This is a genomic window from Mycolicibacterium novocastrense, from assembly GCF_001570485.1.
In the GTDB taxonomy this organism is placed as follows: Bacteria; Actinomycetota; Actinomycetes; order Mycobacteriales; family Mycobacteriaceae; genus Mycobacterium; species Mycobacterium novocastrense.
The window spans coordinates 1-17,257 of the sequence record NZ_BCTA01000094.1 but is presented as its reverse complement, the minus strand read 5'-3'; the positions used below and the strand labels follow the sequence as shown (position 1 = coordinate 17,257).

At 67.1% G+C, this 17,257-nt stretch carries 14 protein-coding genes; 12 read left to right on the top strand and 2 right to left on the bottom strand.

The features are described from left to right. The first annotated feature begins 1 nt into the window (after position 1). The 6 genes from RMCN_RS28540 to RMCN_RS28520 all read left to right on the top strand — a co-directional run bounded on the left by RMCN_RS28540 (position 2) and on the right by RMCN_RS28520 (position 8,479). Positions 2 to 1,192: an acyl-CoA dehydrogenase family protein gene (locus tag RMCN_RS28540; RefSeq protein ID WP_067396382.1), complete on the top strand. Its 1,191-nt coding sequence runs from the start codon at positions 2 to 4 to the stop codon at positions 1,190 to 1,192. 42 nt (positions 1,193 to 1,234) lie between these two features. Then, positions 1,235 to 3,538 (top strand): CaiB/BaiF CoA-transferase family protein, encoded by a 2,304-nt coding sequence (locus RMCN_RS28535; RefSeq protein ID WP_067396380.1) that lies wholly within the window; start codon positions 1,235 to 1,237, stop codon positions 3,536 to 3,538. 64 nt (positions 3,539 to 3,602) lie between these two features. Further along, entirely contained in the window at positions 3,603 to 4,535 is a 933-nt protein-coding gene (locus RMCN_RS28530) for a LysR family transcriptional regulator (protein WP_067396377.1), read from the top strand. Beyond that, positions 4,528 to 7,059 carry a DEAD/DEAH box helicase gene (locus tag RMCN_RS28525; RefSeq protein WP_234787821.1) on the top strand — a complete coding sequence of 844 codons (2,532 nt, stop codon included), beginning with the start codon at positions 4,528 to 4,530 and terminating at the stop codon, positions 7,057 to 7,059. Before RMCN_RS28530 ends, RMCN_RS28525 begins: the two co-directional genes overlap by 8 nt. 132 nt (positions 7,060 to 7,191) lie before the next feature. Then, positions 7,192 to 7,323: a hypothetical protein gene (locus tag RMCN_RS31920; protein WP_263987676.1), complete on the top strand. Its 132-nt coding sequence runs from the start codon at positions 7,192 to 7,194 to the stop codon at positions 7,321 to 7,323. A gap of 61 nt (positions 7,324 to 7,384) precedes the next feature. Further along, complete coding sequence (locus tag RMCN_RS28520) at positions 7,385 to 8,479, top strand: NADH:flavin oxidoreductase (RefSeq protein WP_067396372.1); 1,095 nt, start codon at positions 7,385 to 7,387, stop codon at positions 8,477 to 8,479. Positions 8,480 to 8,539: 60 nt separating this feature from the next. Here RMCN_RS28520 and RMCN_RS28515 read toward each other — a convergent pair whose 3' ends face one another. Next, entirely contained in the window at positions 8,540 to 8,809 is a 270-nt protein-coding gene (locus RMCN_RS28515; RefSeq protein ID WP_064413713.1) for a metal-sensitive transcriptional regulator, read from the bottom strand. A gap of 133 nt (positions 8,810 to 8,942) precedes the next feature. On the opposite strand from RMCN_RS28515, the gene RMCN_RS28510 reads away from it, so the two are divergent. The 5 genes from RMCN_RS28510 (at position 8,943) to RMCN_RS28490 (ending at position 15,019) form a co-directional block, all read left to right on the top strand. Continuing rightward, positions 8,943 to 10,322, top strand: a complete 1,380-nt coding sequence (locus RMCN_RS28510) for a rhodanese-like domain-containing protein (RefSeq protein WP_067396369.1) — start codon at positions 8,943 to 8,945, stop codon at positions 10,320 to 10,322. A gap of 210 nt (positions 10,323 to 10,532) precedes the next feature. Beyond that, positions 10,533 to 11,306 (top strand): sulfite exporter TauE/SafE family protein, encoded by a 774-nt coding sequence (locus RMCN_RS28505; RefSeq protein ID WP_067396366.1) that lies wholly within the window; start codon positions 10,533 to 10,535, stop codon positions 11,304 to 11,306. A gap of 17 nt (positions 11,307 to 11,323) precedes the next feature. Next, positions 11,324 to 12,676, top strand: coding sequence for an MBL fold metallo-hydrolase (locus RMCN_RS28500; RefSeq protein WP_067396363.1), 1,353 nt, complete (start codon positions 11,324 to 11,326; stop codon positions 12,674 to 12,676). Between the two features lie 59 nt (positions 12,677 to 12,735). Continuing rightward, on the top strand, positions 12,736 to 13,530 hold the full coding sequence (locus RMCN_RS28495) for a TspO-related membrane protein (RefSeq protein WP_067396361.1): 795 nt from the start codon (positions 12,736 to 12,738) through the stop codon (positions 13,528 to 13,530). 229 nt (positions 13,531 to 13,759) lie between these two features. Next, positions 13,760 to 15,019: an oxygenase MpaB family protein gene (locus tag RMCN_RS28490; protein ID WP_067396528.1), complete on the top strand. Its 1,260-nt coding sequence runs from the start codon at positions 13,760 to 13,762 to the stop codon at positions 15,017 to 15,019. On the opposite strand, the gene RMCN_RS28485 is transcribed toward RMCN_RS28490, so the two are convergent. Then, positions 15,020 to 15,691, bottom strand: coding sequence for a L,D-transpeptidase family protein (locus tag RMCN_RS28485; RefSeq protein WP_064413707.1), 672 nt, complete (start codon positions 15,689 to 15,691; stop codon positions 15,020 to 15,022). Positions 15,692 to 15,877: 186 nt separating this feature from the next. On the opposite strand from RMCN_RS28485, the gene RMCN_RS28480 reads away from it, so the two are divergent. Further along, complete coding sequence (locus RMCN_RS28480; RefSeq protein ID WP_067396526.1) at positions 15,878 to 17,158, top strand: HNH endonuclease signature motif containing protein; 1,281 nt, start codon at positions 15,878 to 15,880, stop codon at positions 17,156 to 17,158. The last annotated feature ends 99 nt before the right edge of the window (positions 17,159 to 17,257 follow it).

Here is a 17,257-nt window from a genome sequence, read left to right as displayed (position 1 = left end):
CATGACCAGCCCGCTGCCCACCGCCGACGAGCTCCGCGCCGAGGTCCGGGAATGGTTGCGCGACAACTGGACTCCACTTCCCTCCTCCGACGACCCGTGGGTGTCGTCACCCGAGCGGATCGCCTGGCTGGAGAAGGTGCTCGACGCCGGTTACGCCGTGCCGACCTATCCCACCGAGTGGTTCGGCCGCGGATACCCCAGTGACCTCGCGGCCGTCATCGGCCAGGAGTTCTCGGCGATCAAGGCGCCGGGGTCGCGGCAGGACAAGTACAACATCCCGGCCAACACCACCCTCAAGCTCGGCACCGAGAGAATCAAAGGCGATCTGCTGCGCGATTTCCTGGTCGAGCGGTCCCGCACCTGCCTGCTCTACAGCGAACCGGGCGCCGGTTCCGACCTGGCCAGCGTGCGCACCACCGCCGTCCGCGACGGCGACCAGTGGGTCGTCAACGGGCAGAAGGTGTGGACGTCGGGCGCGCTCACGGCCGATTACGCGCTGCTGCTGGCCCGCACCGATTGGGATGTGCCCAAACACAAGGGCCTGAGCCTGTTCATCATGCCGATGAAGCAGCCGGGCATCGAGGTGCGCCCGCTGGTGCAGATCACCGGTGAATCGCACTTCAACGAGGTGTTCATCAACGATGCGACCGTCTCCGACGACTACCTGCTGGGCGGCGAGGGCAACGGATGGCGCGCGCTTCAGACCGCGCTGGCCTACGAACGGTCCATCATGGGTGACAGTGGTCGCGGCTCGCGTAACCGCAAGGCGGACAGTCTGATCGAGCTCGCCCGCGAGTACGGCGTCCTCGACGATCCCGCGGTGCGCTACCCGCTGGCTAAGGTGCTGGCAATGCGGGAGCTGAACCGGCTCAACAACGCGCGCGCGAAAGCCAGTACGTCACAGGGCACGTCGAGCTCGATCATGTCGCTGGGCAAGCTTGCGATGTCGAAGATCCTGCACACCGAGGCGGCGATGAAGACACAGATCATCGGCGCGCAGGCCTTGTTGGCCGGCCCCGAGAACCCGGTGGCCGACGATGTCAACTTCCTGACTCTCAACGCGTTCTTCACCTCGATCGGCGGCGGCACCGACCAGATCCAGCGCAACATCATCGGCGAGCGCGTGCTGGGGCTGCCCAAGGAGCCCGAGGCCGACCGCGACATCCCGTTCCGTCAGGCCCGCAGGAGCTGACCCGTGTCCCACGCTGCCGCATACGATCCGCCGCTGTCGGGGATGCGGATCCTCGACCTGAGCTCGGGCCCGATGAGCGCAATCGGCCGGCTGCTCGCCGACCTCGGGGCGCGGGTGACGGTGCTGCGCCTGCTCGGTGTCACCGACGACGACGTGGTGGGACCGCACCTGGCAGGGGTAGGTGTGCAGACCGCCATCGACCGGCACGGCATGGAGACCGTCGAGCTGGCTCCGTCGACCGCGGCGGGGCGCGACGGGTTCGCGAAAATGGTTGCCGGGGCCGACATCCTGATTGAGAACACCCGGCCCGGGTCGCTCGCCGAGGCGAAACTGGCGGTGCGTGAGATCCGCGTACAGCATCCGGCGCTGGTGATCCTGTCGCTCAGCGACTTCGGCCGCGACAACGACTACCGCACCTGGCAGGGCACCGGTCCGGTGTTCCACGCCTTGACCAGCGAGCTGTCGCGGTCCGGCATCCCGGGCCGCGAGCCGTTGGTACCGCCGGGCGAACTGCCCTACCACGTGGCCGCCGCGCAGGCCGCGGTGATGGCCGTCGCGGTCTACCTCGACCGCTTGCGCACCGGCGAGGGTGACCTGATCGACTTCTCGATCCTCGACGGGGCAATGCAAACGCTCGACCCGCCGTTCGGCTCGGCGGGCAGCGCCGCGGCGGGCGTCGCGGTGAAGCTGCAACAGCGTGACTGGGACGCCGAACGCCAGCGTTATCCGATCATCCCCTGCAAGGACGGCCACGTCCGCATCTGCATCCTGGCCAAACGGCAGTGGCGCGGAATGTTCACCTGGATGGGCAGCCCCGAGCAGTTCGCCGACCCCTCCTACGACAAGCTCGGAAAGCGGTTCCGCTCACCGCATCTGCTCGATGCGATCGCCGCTTTCTGCGCCGACAAGACCCGCGTGGAGTTGGAGTCCCAGGGTCAGGCCCACGGTGTTCCCACGGCGGCGGTGCTGACCCTGTCGGAGGCGTTGACCGCCGAACACTTCAGCGCGCGTGGCTTTTTCCGTGACGTGGAGCTGGCACCCGGCGTGGTGGCTCCGATCCCGGTGGGCGTCAGCGAGATCGACGGACACCGGGCGAGCGCGCTGGACATCGCGTCCGAACGCTCCGAACGCCTCACCGCCGCTCCGTTGTTGGCTAGCCGCCGGCGCCAGGGCGAGGGCCGCCCACTGGAGGGCATCCGGGTGCTGGACCTCGGGGTCATCGTCGTCGGCGCCGACACCGGGCGGCTCTTCGGTGATCTGGGCGCCGACGTCGTCAAGATCGAGCACTCCGCGCATCCCGACGGCCTGCGCGTCGGCAAGCTGAACACGATGACCCAACCGTTCGCCGCGGGGCACCGCAACAAGCGCTCGATCGGACTCGATCTGCGCACGGAGGAGGGCCTGGAACTCGCCCACCGCCTGGTGCGGGTCTCCGATGTGGTGCTGACGAATTTCAAACCCGGCGTCGCCGAGGCGTTGGGCATGGATTATGCGACGCTGCGACGGATCAACCCGGGCATCGTCGTGGTGGACAGTTCCGCTTTCGGTCCCAGCGGTCCGTGGGCCAACCGCCTGGGCTACGGGCCGCTGGTGCGCGCCGCCGTCGGGTTCACCAGTCAGTGGGTGTACCCGGGCGAGCCCGAGACATTCTGCGACACCGTCACCGTCTACCCCGACCACGTCGCGGCCAGGATCGGCGCCCTGTCTGCGATTGCGCTGCTCCTGCGCCGGGAACGCACCGGCGAGGGCGGGTCGGCGAGCATCGCCCAGGCCGAGGTCATGCTCAGTCATGTCGCCGCCGACATCGCCGCCGACGCTCTCGAGCGTGCCGGACACCCCCGCTCCGGCACGGGAGGCAGGACACCGTGGGGACTGTTCCCGGCCGCGGGCGACAACGAGTGGATCGCGATCACCGTGCGCGACGACGCCGAGCTGCAGGCGCTGCGCTGGGTCATCGGCCTGCCCGGCGACGGTGAGGTCGACCCCGACGCCGTGCGCGCCTGGACCACGCGGCATTCGCGGACCGAGGCGATGGAAAGGCTGCAGGCCGCGGGCGTGCCCGCGGGTGCCGTCATGCACGCCGACGAGCTCCCGTCGTGGGGGTACTACCAGCAGCGGCGATCGTTCCGCGAGGAGCTTCACCCGCACGCAGACGTCCCGTTCACGATGGAGAACGTGCAGATCCACTGCGATCACGTGGCCGATCCCCCGTTGCTGCAGGCCCCGCTCATCGGCGAGCAGACCGCCGAGATCGCCACCGAACTTCTCGGCCTGAACCCGGCGGAGATCGAGGCGCTGCATCGGCTAAGGGTGCTCGAGACCACCACAGGCGACGTGCAGGTCTGACCCGGGTGCACCGGTGATCTCGTAGCATTCGGGTGGCACGGCACCCGTACGAGACACCGCAGGAATGGACATCGACTTCACCAGGCTCAGGTACTTCGTCGCCGTGGCCGACGAACTGCACTTCAAGCGGGCTGCCGACAAGCTGATGATCACGCCGCCCCCACTGAGCAAGCAGATCAAGCTCCTCGAGAAGGAACTCGGCGGACCGTTGTTCGAGCGCGGTTACCACGACGTGCGGCTGAGCCCGCTCGGCGAACGGTTGATCGGCCCGGCCCGCGAAATCCTGCGACAGGTCGAAGAGTTCAAAGCCACCGCGAAGCACGGTGTGCAGGGTCCGGCGCCGCTTCGGCTGAGCGCCACCGCCTATGCGCCGTCCGACCTGCTCGCGCAACTGGAGACGGTGCTGACCGACCTGCCCGTCCCGACGGAGTTCGGAGTTCCCGGGTCGGGTACCGAGGTCGCCGCCAAGCTGATCGCCGGACAAGCCGAGCTGGGCCTGATCCACCTGCCCGCCGGTGACAAACGCCTGCGTCACAAGGTGGTGGCCAGCTATCAGGGTGCGGTCGCGGTGCGCTTCGACGATCCCCTGGCCGCCAAAGACCTTGTGGCGATCGAGGAACTGCTCGACCGGGAGGTCGTGATCGACTTCGCCCGGCCCAATCCGGTGGTGCTGGCCGGGCTGACCCGACAACTCAACAGCCGCGGTGTGCACCGCATCGTCCGCACCACCAACCAGCGCGGCGGCGAACTCGAGATGGCCACCGCCGTGTTCAACCGGCATCTCGTCGCGCTGGTGAGTTACGCACCCGACTCGTTCATCGGCAAGATGTTCTCCCCGCCGGAGTTCAAGTTGGTGCCGATCGACGAAAGCAACTGGCCCCCAGCGCGAATCGCACTCGCTTGGGCGCCCGAGCGGCTGCGGAGCAGGCTCACCGAGGTCGAGCAAGCCGCCGAGCAGATCGCCGACCGGCTGGGGCCGGTGCATCGAGGTGCCTGAGGCTTCACTCACCGACATCGCACAAGGGCTGGGCGCCGATCCCGACGCGCTGTTCACGGCCTTCGCCGCCTGGGCCGAGGCCAACGGCACCGTGCTGTATCCGGCGCAGGAGGAAGCGCTGATCGAGTTGGTCAGCGGCGCCAACGTCATCCTGGCAACCCCGACCGGTTCGGGGAAGTCGCTGGTGGCCACGGGCGCGCTGTTCGCGGCGCTGGCCCGATCCGGTGCACGGCACGGCCGCAGCTTCTACACCGCGCCGATCAAGGCGCTGGTCAGCGAGAAGTTCTTCGCGCTGTGCAAGGTGTTCGGCGCGGACAACGTTGGCATGCTGACCGGTGACGCCGCGGTCAACGCCGAGGCGCCGATCATCACCTGCACCGCCGAGGTACTGGCCAACATCGCGCTGCGCGAAGGGGCCGACGCTGACATCGCGTTGGTGGTGATGGATGAGTTCCATTTCTACGGCGATCCGGACCGCGGATGGGCGTGGCAGGTTCCGCTGCTGGAGCTGCCGAAGGCGCAGTTCCTGCTGATGTCGGCGACGCTGGGTGACGTCTCGTTCCTGCGCGACGACCTCACCCGGCGCACCGGCCGCCCGACGGCGCTGGTGGCCAACGCCGAACGCCCAGTGCCGCTGTTCTTTTCGTATTCGAACACTCCGATGCACGAGACGATCGGCGATCTGCTCGAGACCGCGCAGGCCCCGATCTACGTCGTGCACTTCACCCAGGCCTCGGCGTTGGAGCGCGCGCAGGCGTTGATGAGCGTCAACGTCAGCACCAAAGAGCAGAAGGCCGAGATCCGGGAGATGATCGGCGCGTTCCAGTTCTCCACGGCCTTCGGCGCGACGCTGTCCCGGTTGGTGCGACACGGTATCGGAGTGCACCACGCCGGGATGCTGCCGAAGTACCGGCGGCTGGTCGAACAGTTGGCGCAGGCCGGTCTGCTCAAGGTGATCTGCGGCACCGACACGCTGGGTGTCGGCATCAATGTGCCGATCCGCACGGTGGTGTTCTCGGCGCTGTCGAAGTACGACGGGGTGCGCACCCGGCTGCTCAATGCGCGCGAGTTCCACCAGATCGCGGGTCGGGCCGGGCGGGCCGGCTACGACACCGCGGGCACCGTCGTCGTGCAGGCGCCCGACCACGAGGTGGAGAACCTCAAACAGTTCGCCAAGGTCGCCGACGACCCCAGGAAGCGCCGGAAGCTGGTGCGCCGCAAGGCTCCCGAGGGCATGGTGCCGTGGAGCGAGTCGACGATGAACCGGTTGATCGAGGCCACGCCCGAACCGCTGACCAGCAACATGCGGGTGTCGACGGCGATGATGCTCGACGTCGTCGACCGTCCCGGCGACCCCTTCGAGGCGATGCGGCGGCTGTTGACCGACAACCACGAGCCGCGCAAACGGCAGTTGCAGCACATCCGTGAAGCCGTCGGCATCGCGCGCTCACTGCTACAGGCCGGTGTGGTGGAGCGCCTCGACCAGCCCGGTCCCGACGGCAGCAGATACCGGCTGACCGTCGACCTGCCGCCGAACTTCGCGTTGTATCAACCGTTGTCGACATTCGCTCTGGCCGCCGTCGATGTGCTCGATCCGACATCGGAAACCTTTGCACTGGATGTGGTTTCGGTGATCGAGGCGACGCTGGAGGATCCGCGTCAGATCTTGGCGGCGCAGCTGAACAAGGCCCGCGGCGAGGCCGTCGCCGCGATGAAGGCCGAAGGCATCGAGTACGACGAGCGCATCGAACTGCTCGACGACATCACCTACCCCAGGCCGCTCGAGGAGTTGCTCGAGCACACCTTCGAGGTCTACCTGCAGAGCAACCCGTGGGCCGCCGACGCCGCGCTGTCCCCGAAGTCGGTGGTGCGCGAGATGTGGGAACGCGCCATGACTTTCCGCGAATACGTCAGCGAGTACGGCCTGACCCGCGCCGAGGGGGCGGTGCTGCGCTACCTGTCCGATGCGTACAAGGCGCTGCGGTCCGGGGTTCCCGCCGCGGCCAGGACCGAGGAACTCGCCGATATTGTCGAGTGGCTCGGCGAGCTTGTCCGCCAGGTGGATTCGAGCCTGCTCGACGAGTGGGAGCAGCTGACCGACCCCGACCAGCCACATGACGCACCGGCGGCGGTGCCGAGCACGCCGCGCCCGCTGTCCGGCAACCAGCGTGCGTTCACGGCGATGGTGCGCAACGCGTTGTTCCGGCGGGTGCAGTTGTTCGCCCGGCAGCGCTGGGACGAACTCGGCGCGCTGGACAGCGGTTCGGGATGGACGGCGGCGCGCTGGGAGCAGGTCGGGCAGGACTACTTCGACGAGCACGACGACGTCGGCACCGGCGCCGACGCGCGCGGCCCGGCGCTGCTGATCATCGACCGTGCGCCCGAAGTGTGGCGGGTGCGGCAGATTTTCGACGATCCCGCGGGCGACCACGACTGGGGCTTCACCGTGGAGGTCGACCTTGTCGCCTCCGACGAGGCCGGCGCGGTCGTATTGCGGGTCGTCGACGCCGGCCGGTTCGACTGAGCGACGCGCGACGCCTTCTTGCCGAGTGTGGCCTTGCGTCACATTTGTCGCGGATTCGCGTGACACAACCCCACGCTCGGCGGAACGCTTTTGTGTGATTACCGGTGAGCGCCTACGGGTACGGAGTCGGACATGACATCTCCAGACGAGAACGTAACGCCAGAGCCCGCCACCAAGGACGCCGACGTGATGGCGCCCGCCACTCCCGGAGCCGAGGCGCTGCCGCTGCCCGAGGACCAGGTCGACAAGCCCTCCGAAGGTTAGGTAAGCCCGCGCCGCGTGGCCCGATGGAATCGGCCCGCGCGGTCTCGCGTTGGATCGGTTCATGGCGATTGACGATCTCTTTCGACCGTTCACGGTCCGCTCCCTGACGGTGCCCAACCGGTTCGCGATGGCCCCGATGACCCGTCAGGCCTCGCCGGGCGGGGTGCCGGGCGCCGACGTGGCGGAGTACTACCGTCGGCGGGCCGCGGGCGGGGTCGGGCTGATCATCACCGAGGGCATCCGGCTACCGGATGCGGCCGCCGGATACCCGGCCAGCATCCCGACGATCGCGGGCGACGAGGTGCTCGCCGGCTGGCGGCGTGTCGTCGGCTCGGTTCATCGCGAGGGCGGCATGATCGCCGCGCAACTGTGGCATCAGGGCGTGCAGCGTGACGACGCCGACGGTGTGGTGCCCGTCGGCCCCTCGGGTGTCGACGGCCGCGGTCGGCCTCGGGGCCGGGCGCTCGAGGTCCGCGAACTACACCGACTCGCCGATCAGTACGCCGAAAGCGCCGCCACCGCTCGGGAGGTCGGCTTCGACGCGGTCGAACTGCACGGTGCCCACGGCTATCTGCTCGACGAGTTCTTCTGGGACCGAACCAATTTGCGCACGGACGAATACGGCGGGTCGCTGACCGCCCGAACCCGCTTCCCTGCCGAGGTGGTGGCCGCCGTCCGCGCCGCCGTCGGCCCGGACTACCCGATCATCTTCCGGTTCTCTCAATGGAAGGGCACCGACTACACCGCGTCCGTCGCCGCGGATCCGACCGAACTGCAGGAACTGCTTGCGCCACTGGTGGATGCAGGGATCGACGTTCTGCACCCGTCGACCCGCAGGCACTACGCACCGGCGTTCCCCGACCACGACGGCGAGTTGAGCCTGGCCGGCTGGACGAAGAAGGTAACCGGCGTGCCCGTCATCGCGGTCGGCTCGGTCGGGCTGGAGACGCAGTTCCGCAGCGAGAAGCAGGGCCAGGTGATCCAGCCTGCCCCCGTCGACCGTCTGGTCGAGCAGTTCGACGCCGACGAGTTCGACATCGTCGCCATCGGTCGGGCCCTGCTCGCCGATCCGGCGTGGGTCAACCGCCTGCGCGACGGCCGCCTCGACGGGTTCGCCGGATACGACCCCGAGGCCGCGCTCGCGAAGCTCGCCTGAGCGTTTCCGACGACACCTCGCAGCCCCCGATCGCTCCGACCTCCTCCTCGAGCGAATCTGTCAGGCCAACGCCAGGAAGAGCTTCTCGAGTTCTTCCTCGGTCATGGGCCGTTCATTACCCTCGTGGTCCCCGGTCATGCACTCGCGTAGGCCCGTCGCGACGATCTTGAAGCCCGCGCGGTCGAGCGCCCGCGACACCGCCGCGAGCTGAGTGACGACGTCCTTGCACTCACGGCCCTGCTCGATCATCCCGATCACACCGGCGAGTTGTCCCTGCGCACGCCGTAGCCGGTTGAGTACGGCTGCGATGGCCTCCTGGTCACCAACCATGGCTTTTCCTTTCCACTTCGCTGTCCAGATTACCCGCGGGGGTATTTGCGGAATAGATACCCCCGGGTGTATTGTCGACTATACCCGGAAGGGTATCGAGCCGACACCCCGACGATGAGAAGGGACAACGAAGATGATCCTTGAGCAGTACTACATCGAATGCCTGTCACACGCGTCTTACCTGATCGGTGACGAGTCGACCGGACGCGCGATTGTCGTGGACCCGCGCCGCGACATCACCGAATACCTGGCCGATGCGCGTAGACACGGGCTCATGATCGAGGGCGTCATCAACACCCACTTCCATGCCGACTTCGTCTCCGGGCACCTCGAACTCGTCCATGCCACCGGCGCTTGGATTGGCTTCGGAGAGGCCGCCGAGACCGACTATCCGATCCGCCGCCTGGCTGACCGGGAACACGTGTCGCTGGGGGACGTCGACCTGGAGATCCTCTCGACACCGGGCCACACCTGGGAATCGATCAGCGTGCTGGTTCGCGAGCGTGCCGACGCCGAGCCGACGGCCGTCCTGACGGGCGACTCGCTGTTCATCGGTGACGTCGGCAGACCGGATCTGGTCAATATCGGGGACGGCTCGGCCAGCGACCTGGCTCGTGCGATGTTCCACACGATCCACGACACGTTGATGAAACTGCCCGACCACGTGAAGGTGCTGCCCGCGCACGGCGCCGGCTCGTCGTGCGGCAAGAACCTGTCGACCGAACTCACGTCGACAATCGGCGAACAGCGGGTGAGCAACCCGTCGGTTCAACCGATGAGCGAAGACGACTTCGTCTCGATGCTCATCCACGGTCAGCCCGCCGCACCGGCATATTTCGCCGTCGACGCCGCGATGAACAAGCGGGTTCACCCGCTGCTGCCAGAGCAGCGCATGGTCGCCAGGATGACCCCGGAGCAGATGCGGGCTGCACTCGCGGACGGCGTGCGCGTGGTGGACGCGCGCAGTGTCGACGATTTCGCCGCGGGCCACCTGCGCGGCTCGGTGAACGTCGGTTTCGACGGGCGGTTCGCCGAGACCGCCGGGATGGTGGCCGAGGTCGGGGAACCGATCGCCCTGATCACCTATCCGGGAGAAGAACAGCAGGCCGCGCTGAGGCTGGCCCGCATCGGCTCGGACAATGTGATGGGCTATCTCAACGTCGACCGCGATGATCGGTTGCCCGCCGAGCTTCGGGATCTGGTGCAGATTGCGCCTCGGACAGAGGTTTCCGAGCTCGACGAGATGCTGGCCGCCGAAGCCGTGACGTTGATCGATATCCGCAACCCCGGTGAGCGAGAAGCCGGCGCCATCCCCGGATCGATCCACATCCCGCTGGCGCAGTTGCGGAGCCGCATGAGTGAAGTGCCGACCGACGAGCCGATCGTGCTGCACTGTGCGGGCGGCTGGCGATCCAGTGTCGCGGCTTCGTTGCTGCGCGCGAACGGTTTTCGGCACGTGTCCGACCTGGTGGGTGGATACAACGCGTGGATCGATGCCCACGCAACAGTTTGAGGAACCGGATCAGAAGGAGACAGCTGTATGTGTTACGCAATCCGATGCCCATTGTGCGGCAAGACCACATGGGACGGCTGCGGCCAGCACGTCGACGACGTGATGCGGTCGGTGCCGGCCGAACAGCGTTGCCGCTGTCAATCGGCGACCGCACCGCCGCGCCGTCCCGGCCGTCGGTTGTGGCGCCGATAGGCGGGTCGAGGGCAATTCATGGCGTTGGCGATCGGACTGACGCTCGGCGCGGTGATCGGTGTGCTGCTGGGACTGCTCGGCGGCGGGGGTTCGATCCTCGCCGTTCCGGCACTGGTCTACGGCGTGGGTCTCGGCATCGAGGAGGCCATTCCGATCTCTCTGGTCGTCGTGGCCGTGGCATCGGCCGTCGGTGTGCTGCCGAAAATTCGTGCCGGGCAGGTTCGGTGGCGGATGGCGGGTATCTTCGCGGCGGCCGGCATCCCCGCGACCATTCTTGGCAGCGCCATCAGCAGACATCTGCCCGAGTCAGCGCTGCTGATCGGGTTTGCGGCCGTGATGGTGGTCGCGGGCATCCGCATGCTGGCCGATCAGGACAACACCGGGACCGCCTGCGAGGTCCACGCCGGGCAGGTCAACTGGCGTCGGTGTGTACCGCGGTCGATCGGGGCCGGTCTTGTCGTCGGCTTGCTGACCGGGCTGTTCGGCGTCGGCGGCGGCTTCCTCATCATCCCGGCACTCGTGGTGGTTCTCGGCGTCGAAATGTCCACGGCCATAGGCACTTCGCTGCTGATCATCGTCGCCAACTCGCTCGCCGGCATCTTCTCGCATCTCCAGGGCATCAGCGTCGACTGGTCACTCACCGCGGCGTTCGTCGCCGCCGCGACGGCCGCCTCGCTGGTCGCGGGATACTTCGGCACCAAAGTCGACACCGATCGCCTGCAGCGCTGGTTCGCCTACCTCGTATTCGCCGTCGCGGCATACGTTCTCGTCGACACCATCTTCCTCCGTTGACCACAGAAGGGAAACCCATGGACGTCTCGATCATCGAAACCTCCGGGCTCGGTGACCGCAGCTATCTGATCAGTCACGGCGACGTCGCCGTTGCGATCGATCCGCAGCGAGACATCGACCGAGTGCTCGCGGTTGCCGGCCGCCGCAAGGCGCGCATCACCCATGTGCTGGAAACGCACCTACACAACGACTATCTGACCGGTGGACTGGAACTGTCACGCACCGTCGGCGCCGAGTACGTGGTGCCCGCCGGTGACGACGTGAGTTACGCGCGTCGTGCCGTCAGTGACGGTGACGTCATCGACGCCGGGCCGATCCAGTTGGAGGCGGTGCACACACCCGGTCACACCCACCACCACATCAGCTATGTGCTTCGCGACGACAACGACGACGTTCACGGTGTTTTCACTGGAGGATCGATGTTGTTCGGCACCACCGGGCGCACCGACCTGATCGGCGCGGACGCCACCGAAGAACTCGCACGCGCGCAGTACCACTCCGTCCACAAGCTCGCCGATCGCCTGCCCGCCGACACACCGGTCTACCCGACGCACGGATTCGGTAGCTTCTGTTCGGCCACACCGGCTTCCGGTGACGAGTCGACCATCGGTGAACAGCGGCACACCAACCCGGCACTGACACAGGACGAACAGGCCTACGTCGACGAACTGCTGGCCGGACTGTCGGCATACCCCGCGTATTACGCGCACATGGGCGTCATCAACAGCCGGGGACCGGCGCCCGTCGACCTGACACCCCCTGAGCCGATCGATCCCGCCGAATTACGGCGCCGTCTCGAGGCCCGCGAGTGGGTGGTCGATCTGCGCAGCCGGACCGCGTTCGCCGCCGGACATCTGCAGGGCTCGTTGGGTTTCGAGCTGTCGGGCTCGTTTGTCAGTTACTTCGGCTGGCTGTACGACTGGGGCGCCCCGGTCACGCTCATCGGAGAGTCACCGGAGCAGATCGCCGACGCGAAACGCGAACTGGTGCGCATCGGAGTGGACCTGCTGACGGGGGCCGCCACCGGAGACATTGACGAGCTACGCGACGGATTCCCACTCGGCTCATATTCCGTCGCCGACTTCGGCCGGCTGGCTCAACGACGCCGAACGGAGGCGGTGGCGGTGCTCGATGTGCGGCAGACCCACGAGTACGAGTCCGAGCGCATACCGTCCGCGGTGAACATACCGCTGCACGAACTGCCCAAGCGGCTCAACGAGGTTCCGCCCTCAACGGTCTGGGTGCACTGTGCCTCCGGGTATCGGGCGTCGATCGCGGCGTCGTTCCTCGACCGCGCCGGCCACGACGTCGTTCTCATCGACGACGACTTCGACAACGCCACAGCCCAGGGCCTCACCACGCGAACCTAGGTTCGGAATCCTCGCAAACGGGCATGCAGCGCACATCCGCGCGAACGTGAGGAGCCCACATGGTGAGCCGGACGGCCGACAGAAGATCGACCTCCACAGTGCTGTTGGCACTTGTCGTCGGTGTGGCCACCGCGGCCACGCTCGTCGTCAACTACCTCGCCAACAGTCTGCCGATCAACGGCCAGACCACCGGTGACGTCACCCGTCGCGTCGAGGTGTACTTCGTGCCCGCCGGTTACGTCTTCTCCATCTGGAGCGTCATCTACCTCGGGCTGATCGCCTACACCGTGTACCTGGGTCTGGCACTCGCGCAGCGCCGCGCCGACAGCGGCGCCGCGCGCGCGATCGCGCCCTGGTACGTGCTGACCGCCGCTGCCAACTGTTGCTGGCTGTTCGCGTGGCACCACAACCAGTTTCCGCCGAGCATGCTGGTGATGGTTGTGCTGCTGGTCGCCCTCATCGTCATCTACCGCCTGCAAGCCTCCCGCCCACCCACGTCGACGCTCGAGCGGTGGACGGTGCACATCCCGTTCCGGGTGTACCTGGGCTGGATTTCGGTCGCGACCATCGCCAACGCGACCATCACCCTCGATGACGCCGGCTGGTCGGGTTTCGGTCTCTCCGAGCCGACCTGGGGCGTCATCATGGTCGCGGTGGCGGCCGCACTCGGACTGGTGATGAACCTGCGCCACCGCGACATCGCCTACGGCCTGGTGATCATCTGGGCGCTGATCGGCATCGCGGTGCGCCTGAGCGACACCACGTCGGTCCTGATCGCCTCGTTGACCGGTGCGGCGGTGGTCGGCATCTCCGTGCTGATCTCCGCCCAACAGCTGCGCAGCCGAACCGCTTGATGGAGGTGCGCACAGGCGAATCGTGTCGACCTCAGGGGCGGTGCCGTCCTTTGTGATGATGCAGTGTCCGTCGATCTCCCGGATGCCGTTGGTGAGGAGATCGACGTGGTCGCGGTCCAGTGCCGGTACCAGTCATTGGCGATGAGCATGCCGTCCTTACACACGGACCGGATAGCGGTAGGAACGTGTTCGGCGTACAGGCGCGATGTGTATGCGATATGACAAAGCCATGCCGGAATCGATAGTTCGCCCGCCAGGGGCTCCGTCCGCTTTCCGGTACCCGGGGCTGACCGGCCGCCGCGGGCTCCTGCGGAATGCGGTGAAGCGACTCGCCCGTGTCGATCTGCTTCCCTCCGATACCACCGCGCGGGCGTTCATCGCCGGCCTCAACGAGGGCGACCCCGTCGCCGAACGCTTCGTCGCCGAGACCTATCACGGTGAGCTCGGTGCGAGGAAGGCCCGCGAGCAGGTCGAGAAGGCCCAGCGGGAAGGCATCGACCATGTGCCCGAGGCGCCCGAGTCGATGCGTGCATTGTTCGAGGAATTCGAACAACTCCCCGAGTGGGTCGACCCGGACCTCGTCGAGGAAGGAGCGGCGGTCTGGCGTCGGTGGGCTTACGCACTGGGCGCGCTCGGCAACGCCGGTACCAACGACACCTACACCGAGGGCTGGCTGGCGGTGCCCCTGTCGCTCTCCGGCGGTTACGCCGGCCAACGCGCCCTGCACCGGTATCTGGAGACATCGCGGTGGTGGATCGAAGTCTGCCGACCGGGCGCCATCCTGACGCCAGGATCGTTGGGGCGCAATATTTCCCTGCACGTGCGGATCATGCATGTCAGTGTCCGCGACCGCGTCCGAGCGCACCCGGAGTGGGACGTCGAGCGCTGGGGTCTGCCGATCAGCCAGTCCGCCATGCTGCTGACGCTCTTGGGCGGCAGCGTCGCACCGGCGTTCGGCCTGTTCCTTCTCGGCCACCTCACCTCACCGCGGGAGATGCGCGCCGTCCTGCATTTCAACCGCTACTGCGGCCACCTCGTCGGGGTCCGATGCGACGGCTACTTCCCCGAGACCGTCGCCGATGCATGGCGCATCCTGTTCATGTGCGACGCGGCGCGCAGCTATGACAGCGCGGACAGTGGCACCGAACTCGTTCAGTCCTTCGTTCCGGCTTTCGAACCCGCGACGTCGCACCGCGGCCTGGAGCGCCTTCGCGCCGAGTACCACTACCGCCTGCAAGCCGGGTATCTCGGGCTGTACATGCTCCCGTGGAATCGTCGTCGCTACCGGCTACCGTCGGCCCTGCCGGGAATCATGTTGCTTCTCAGCCGCTTTCCGATGATCCTCACCCTTGAGATCGCGCGGCGGTTGTCGCCCAGGCTCGACCGCTGGTGGCAGGCATCGAACCTCAAGCGGTGGGAAAACTGGCTGCAGTGGCAATCCGACGGCAAAGCAGCGGCTTTCGAGGCCGCGGTGCCGTTGCGCCGCTGATCACGCCCGCGACAGCACCAGCGACGGGCTGCCGACCCCGATGGTGATCTGCGGCGCCGCGGCGGGATCGAGCCACGTCAGCAGTGTGCGCATCTCCTCGCGCCCGATTGCCACACAACCCCACGTCGGATTCCCGTCGGTCACATGCAGGAAGATTCCCGACACCCGTCCCGGAATCCGCTGCGGGTTCACCGTGATGTTGACCGCGTAGTCGTAGACGGGACCGGAGTCATACAGGTTCTCGGCGATCGACGACGGTTTACGGGGCCCACGCACGTGGGTGTTGTACGTGGGTGAGGAGGCGTTCTCGTCCCACCAGTCCTGATTCGTGGTCTGGAAGTACGGCATCTTGGTGCCCGGGTTGGGTTGACGGCCGAAGGCCTGATCGAACGTGAAGGTTCCCACCGGCGTGCGGTGCACACCGTCAGCGGGTGCGCCCACGCCGAGGGCACCCACTTTGGCCGGCGTCGGCCCCAGGACGGGCTTCCATTGCTGTCCGGTCCGCTGAAAGGCGGTCAGGGTGCCCGAGGTGGCGTCGGCGGTGGGTACGCCGACGACGATCCACTGCGTCGTCCGTGCGGTTGCGGCGGCGGGCTGCGCCGCCGCCGGTGCGGCGAGCGGTAGCGCCAGGAGCGCAACACCGAGGTACGCCAGTGTCTTTCGCAGTCTCACGGGCTACCTCGCGAGGGTAATCGGGCACTCGAATGCAGAATCGAGACATCGTATCCGCGGTATATGGCGTCAACCGCTCCTCGAAACCTGTTCGCGGCCAATACGAGACCGTGTCGCTACTTGGCTCAGTCGGTTCGGCTGATCGGGCGTACCGGATTTGTCGGACCCTTCTGTGATGATGTGGTCATGTCGATCGCTTCTGCGGATGCCCAGGTGGATGTGGGTCCCCACGAGCGTTTGGTGGGCCTGTTGGAGCAGTTGGCCGAGTTGTCGGGACAGCGCAACGCCATCGATGGGCGCATCGTGGAAATCATCGCCGAGATCGACCGCGACGGCCTGTGGTCAACCGCCGAAGGTGTGCGCTCGGTCAAAGCGCTGGTGGCCTGGAAACTGGGCATGGCAGATGCCACCGCCAAAAACGTGGCCGCCGTCGCGCAGCGCTTCGACGAGTTCCCGCGCTGCACCACCCAAATGCGCCAGGGCCGCCTGTCGCTGGATCAGGTCGGGGTCATCGCCCAGTACGCCGGGGCGGGCTCTGATGAGCACTACGCCGACATGGCCTCGGTGGCCACGGTCAACCAACTACGGTTCGCGATCAAACTCGAACCGCGCCCCCAACCCGACCACCGCGACCCGCCACGGGGCATCAGCAAAACCGTCGGCGAGCAGGCCACCACCTACCGCATCACCCTGCCCCACCTCGAGGCCGCCGCACTCGAGGCCGCCCTGCAATCACACCGCGACGCGCTCATCGGCGAGCACACCGCCGATCACGGCCCCGACACCGGTGCTGACACCCACGAACGCCGACAGCTCGGTGATCTGCGGTGTCGCCCGCCGTTTCCCACCCTGGCCGATGCGTTCATGCGCATCGTGCACACCGCCTGGGACACCGAGGTGGCCCGACGCCCCCACGATCAACACACCACCGCCATCGTGCACCTGGACCTGGACAAACCCGCGGCCTGGCCGCATCTGGGACCGGTGCTCTCTGAAGCCGAGCGGCGCATGCTGTTGTGCGACACCACCTGCCAAGTGTGGCTCGAACGCCACGGCCAACTCATCGGATCCGGACGCTCCACACGGGTGATCAGCCGCCGACTACGCCGAGCACTCGAACACCGCGACCGCACCTGCCAAGTACCCGGCTGCTGGGCCACCCGCGGGCTACACGCCCACCACATCGTGCACTGGGAAGACGGCGGACCCACCGAACTGCACAACCTGATACTGGTGTGTCCCTATCACCACCGCATGCACCACCGCGGCCAGATCATCATCACCGGCCCCGCCGACCAACTGCGCGTCACCGGCAGCGACGGCCAACCCCTCGACCCCGGATCACTCGCACACCCACCCACCGGATCACCACCAACGGTCCCACCCTGCCCAGGCCCCCGCGGCGAACGCGCCGAATGGAAATGGTACGACCCCTACGAACCCCAACCACCACCAAGCGATAACTAGGGATTTTGGCCCAAACACTCTGGCGAGCAGCATTTTTCGCCGTCAGATTTCTAGAGAAGGCAAGAATTCCGTCGCGTGTGGCGACGTCTTCAGGTACTC